Source organism: Deltaproteobacteria bacterium (genome assembly GCA_012522415.1).
In the GTDB taxonomy this organism is placed as follows: domain Bacteria; phylum Desulfobacterota; class Syntrophia; order Syntrophales; family JAAYKM01; genus JAAYKM01.
Genome location: JAAYKM010000009.1, coordinates 1 through 4861, shown reverse-complemented (window position 1 = coordinate 4861; position 4861 = coordinate 1). Strand labels below are relative to the sequence as shown.

Annotated in this window: 6 protein-coding genes; all 6 read right to left on the bottom strand. The window is 54.6% G+C overall.

What is annotated here, in order from left to right; all coding sequences use genetic code 11:
• Positions 1-817 (bottom strand): FtsQ-type POTRA domain-containing protein (locus tag GX147_00790; protein NLN59246.1); only part of this gene is annotated, 817 nt, incomplete at its 3' end.
• Positions 798-1688: a UDP-N-acetylglucosamine--N-acetylmuramyl-(pentapeptide) pyrophosphoryl-undecaprenol N-acetylglucosamine transferase gene (locus tag GX147_00785; GenBank protein ID NLN59245.1), complete on the bottom strand. Its 891-nt coding sequence runs from the start codon at positions 1686-1688 to the stop codon at positions 798-800. The genes GX147_00785 and GX147_00790, both read right to left, overlap by 20 nt.
• Positions 1689-1714: 26 nt before the next feature.
• Positions 1715-1948: a hypothetical protein gene (locus GX147_00780; GenBank protein NLN59244.1), complete on the bottom strand. Its 234-nt coding sequence runs from the start codon at positions 1946-1948 to the stop codon at positions 1715-1717.
• 46 nt (positions 1949-1994) lie between these two features.
• Positions 1995-3440, bottom strand: a complete 1446-nt coding sequence (locus GX147_00775) for an FtsW/RodA/SpoVE family cell cycle protein (GenBank protein ID NLN59243.1) — start codon at positions 3438-3440, stop codon at positions 1995-1997.
• A 3-nt stretch (positions 3441-3443) separates the two neighbouring features.
• Positions 3444-4472 carry a phospho-N-acetylmuramoyl-pentapeptide-transferase gene (gene mraY, locus GX147_00770; protein NLN59242.1) on the bottom strand — a complete coding sequence of 343 codons (1029 nt, stop codon included), beginning with the start codon at positions 4470-4472 and terminating at the stop codon, positions 3444-3446.
• 2 nt (positions 4473-4474) lie between these two features.
• A partial coding sequence (locus tag GX147_00765) for a hypothetical protein (GenBank protein ID NLN59241.1) occupies positions 4475-4861 on the bottom strand: 387 nt, incomplete at its 5' end.

Sequence of the window (4861 nt, the reverse complement as noted above, 5' to 3'; positions counted from 1 at the left end):
TCTCACCACCCTGCGACAAGGGGATAAAGAGCATAAACTGGCTGCCCGCGACCTGTCTTATCTGCTGAATTTCCTCCATGAGGATCCTGGTTTTTTGGTCAGACTGGTCGTGGAAAATCAAGCCCGCGATCAAATGTGAGGCGGCGATCAGCTGGTCAGTATCCTCAACCGGAAGGGTCTGACCCTGGACGATGCCGCCTGTCGTTGGCAGACCTTCCAGAACAGGCAGGGCGAAATCCCGGGTTTCCGCGATCCTGAGTACTTCGTGATCACGGTCGACCAAGGCGTAACCACCTGAAACGCGGACCGCCAGGATTTCGACCTTTTCCTCCAGACGGATCACAAGCGTTGAAGGAAATCGAAAACGGACACGGGCTGATCGGATCATGGGAGAGGTCTGGAGGATCTGATCTTCCAAGAGACCGTAGCGGAGAGACAACCATTTCCCTGCCGACCCCCCCATGCCTTGGAGAAAATGGGAACCTTCCTTTTCCTTTGCCAGGGACATAATCACCGCCTGATCTGAATACCTGGCGCCGTCGATGTTGACCGACTCGATAATAAATTGAGGAAGGTAAGCCAGAAGACCGGCGGCAGAGACCAGGAAGGCCAGGACGACCATCAGGCGTGAGGGCCAGCCGGCAAACTTGCGGCGTCTCTTATCCCTGGCCCGCTTGCGGCGGCTCTCCTCTGTAAATGGTGTAGGTTGAAAAATCGATGGATATTGACCGTCCGCACCCATCTTACGGCCGGATTCACGGTTCGCAACCCGATTGTTACCATTGTGCCGGGAATTTTTATCCTTGGGCCGTGCCATCTTGGTTGATCACAGTCGCGACAAAACGCGCGATGCTGCCCGCCGCGTCCGGCGTCGCCCACTGGTGGGATTTTTCACTCATCGAGGCCAGCAGATCCGGCTTCGCGATCAGGTCATCCAATGTCTCAAGCAGGCGGTTGCTGTCGAAATTCCTGTCCTCAAAGACAATTGAAGCGCCTGCCTGCTGCATGGCGAAAGCGTTTTCGGTTTGATGGTCGTCAACCGCGTGTGGAAAGGGGACGAGTACAGACGGCTTTCCTTGCGAAGAGATTTCGGCGCAGGTCATGGCACCTGCCCGGCCGACAAAGAGGTCACAGGCAGCGATCCAATAGGGCGCGTCGTGGAGGAAAGGATGCGCGCCGATCACTCCAGGCAAAGCCGCGATCTCTTCCGCGCAATCGGCCTTGCTCTGAACACCGGTACTGACAATCAACCTGAGCGAGGGATGCTTGTCCAGCAACGACGACCAGGCCCCCTGATCATCCATCCTGGCCAGCGCCTGGTTGATGGTCCGGGAACCTAAACTGCCCCCCATGACCAGCACCAGGAAAAGATCGGAGGGGAGCTCCAGTGCCTGTCTTGCTTTGTGCCTGTCCAGTTCAAAAAAGATCGGCCTGACCGGGTTGCCGCTGAAAATCAAATTATCCTTGTGACGAAAATAGCTCCGGCTTGACTCATAGCTGATAAAGACCGCCTGAGCCTTGCGGGCGAAGAGGCGATTGGCTCTGCCTGGAACCGCGTTCTGTTCATGCAGCAGGTAGGGAATTTTCATCCAGCGCGCCGCCGCAACCAGGGGCGCGGAGACAAAACCGCCTGTACCGATGACCAGGCTGGGCTTGCTCGCCCGCAGGAGCCTCCTGCTCTTGCGCATGCCTTTGATATTTTTCGAGATCCAGCTCAATAACGGCGATCGTGTCGGTTTGGCATGTTTTGCGCGGGGATGGGAAAGAATTCATAGCCTTCGTTCTCGACCATTTTTTGCTCAAGGCCGCCTGGAGCGCCGCAAAAAATAAACTTGACGGAGGGCAATGTTTTTTTAATTCCTGTCGCAATGGCAAAAGCGGGATAGATGTGACCACTGGTTCCTCCCGCGGCGATCACAATGGTTATGGTTTTATCTGTTTGGTTCATCCCTTGTTATGTTCAGCAATCTGTTAGAAATTGTCGCCTTGAGGCCTCATACAGCGTACCCTATGCGGTCTTCTTCATCAACTTGATCTTTGGAAGCTGCTTTCTTCCCGCGAAGCTGTTTCTTTTTGCCAACGATTCCGACCAGGGCGGGATCCTGCCGGACTGCCGACTTGGAAACACAAAGAACCAGTCCTGAAGCCAGGGCGAAAAAGAGATTGGCGGTCCCCCCGTAACTGAAAAAGGGCAGTGAGATCCCGGTTGTAGGAACCAGGCTCACGGAAACGGCCATATTCAGAAACGCCTGGACCGCAACCAGAATTGTGTTTCCCGCCGCCACCAACATGGCCATCTGGCTTGCCGCCCGTCTGGCGATCAGAATGCCGAAAATCAAGAAAGACAAGAAGAGGAGAATAATGGCCGCGACGCCAATGAAGCCCAGCTCTTCACCGATTACAGGGAGGATGAAGTCATTGTGTGCCTCCGACAGCCAGTTCAACTTCTGGACGCTTTTGCCCAAACCTTTGCCCGAAAGCCCGCCTGATCCCAGGGCGATCTCCGCCTGCTCGATCTGCATCCTGTCATCCAGGCTGGCGGCCTCCCTGTCCTGGAAGGTACCGACCCGCTTAAAGACGTGCGCGAAGCGGTCGTTGACGTATTCGATCGACGATTGTTTGGTGATCAGTTGAAATGCCGCCCCCGCGATGAAGGCGAAAATCAGAACCAGTACCACCAGTTGAAAAAGACCGGTGAGTCTCGATTTGATCGGAATATCCGCCAGGATAAAGATCAGGACGCTGATCAGGCCGATAATCAAAGCGCCTGACAGATGTGGTTGGATCAAGGTCAGGACGATCCAGACCGCGATCAGGATCGCCGGCAGGGTGACGTCAAAAAATGCCTGCCGGAAAAGCGATTGTCCCGGTCCCCCACCCGCCTTCACCGCTTCATTTGCCCTGCGCTTTCTTTGTCGTTGTGAAAAATACCCTGCCAGAAAAAACACAGCGCCGATCTTGGCCAGTTCAGATGGCTGGAAGCTGACAAAGCCGAGATCAATCCAGCGACGGGCGCCATTGATGGTCATCCCTTTCCACATGCAATAAAATAAGCTGGCGGTCACAAAAACGTATAAGAGTGTACGGAAGGCCGGTCGTGTCAATTGACGGAAGCTGGTAAAGGCACCCAGCAGGACGGCAATCAAGGTTCCTGCCAAAGTCAGGTAGAGTTGCTTGCGCGCCATGGCGGTCGCGTCAGCCTCAAGAACCGCGCGTACAGGAGACGACGGATCAGCTCCCAGCTGGTTTCTCATTTCGCTGCTTGACTGGATGAAGCTGACACCATAACTGGCGCTGAACATCATGAGCAGGCCATAACAGATAAGGACCAGCCAGACCAGGAAAAAGGCAAGGGACATGTGACGGTGTGATCCGGTCACATCCTTGTGGGTGAGAGTGAGATCCCCCCTGCTTGCCAAACGTCCTGACTGCCCGGACATGGATCAACCGCCTCCCCACAGTGGGCCTGACATGGCAAAGAAACCCAGCGCCGCGAAAAGGAGACCCACCAGACTAAAAGTGAATACAACCTTGGTTTCGGACCAGCCCGTCAGTTCAAAGTGATGATGAATGGGCGACATTTTAAAAATTCGTTTCCCACCCGTCGACTTGAAATATATAACCTGTAAAACCACCGAGAAACCTTCAAAAAAGAAGACGAAACCCGTGATCAGTGCCAGATAGGGCACGCCCGCCATCAGCGTCATCAGCGTGAAGGCGATTCCCAGCGCCTGCGACCCCGTGTCACCCATGAATATTTTCGCGGGATGGCGGTTAAACACCAGAAATCCAAGACAGCCCGCAGCGACAGAAGCCTCCAAAACAACCACCGCCAAAGCTCCCGGTATCATTGAATAAAGAAGAATTCCGACAGCCATCAAACCCACCGAGGCGATTGCCATCAGGCTGGAGAGCAAGCCATCCACTCCGTCCGTGATGTTGACGGAGTTACTCATGTAAAACAGAAAAGGAACCAGAACAAGCAGATAGAGGATTTTCCAGGCTCCCGTGACCTCAACCAACCGGGCGGAGAAGGGCATGAGGATGAAGGGCGGATGAGGGGCTAACCAAAGAAAATAGACGGCTGCCGCCAGTGACGCGAAGCCGATCAGCACCGTCTTTTGTTTGACACTGAGGCCCTTGCGGCTCACATTGACTTTGACGAAGTCATCGGCCAGACCAATCGCGCCGAATACCGCCACAAACAGGACTATGACGGATAACTGTGTTAATTCCTTTCTGATCCAGGGAAGAATCAAGGCCAGGCTGACCAAAGGAAGAAGAAAAAACAGACCGCCGAAGGTGGGCGTTCCGGTCTTGGCCTGGTGTGATTGGGGCCCGTTATGCCGGATGGGCTGGGCCGCTGTTCTTTTCTTGATCAGAGGAATTCCGATCAAGCCCGCCAATACAGTCACAACAAAAACCGCCAAGGCGCTGGTAAGGATGAGAGGGATGGCGTCTTTCGGGAACACAACTAGGACCCCATGGCTCTTTCAATGTTCTTGAGCGCTTCTCCGATTTTTTCCAGTTCATAGAAGCGGGAAGCCTTGAGCAGGAGAAAGTCACCCGGCTCCATCCTTGCAATGACTTCCGGGATGACCTCTTCGCACGTCTCGAACCAACCGGCCACCATGGCAGCGCCCTGTTTATTTCTCTTGAGGTAATCGTGAGTTGTCCGCGTCTCTTCGCCAACCAGAAAGACCAGATCAACCCCCGCGTTCAATAGTTCAACAGCCGCGTTCTCATGCGCTTCGAACGAATAGCGGCCCAACTCCCTCAAGCCGCCCAGGACAGTGACAAAACGGGCATTGTCCGCCGAGAGGAGGGAGGCTGTTTCAAGGGCGGAGTGGAGTGATTCAGG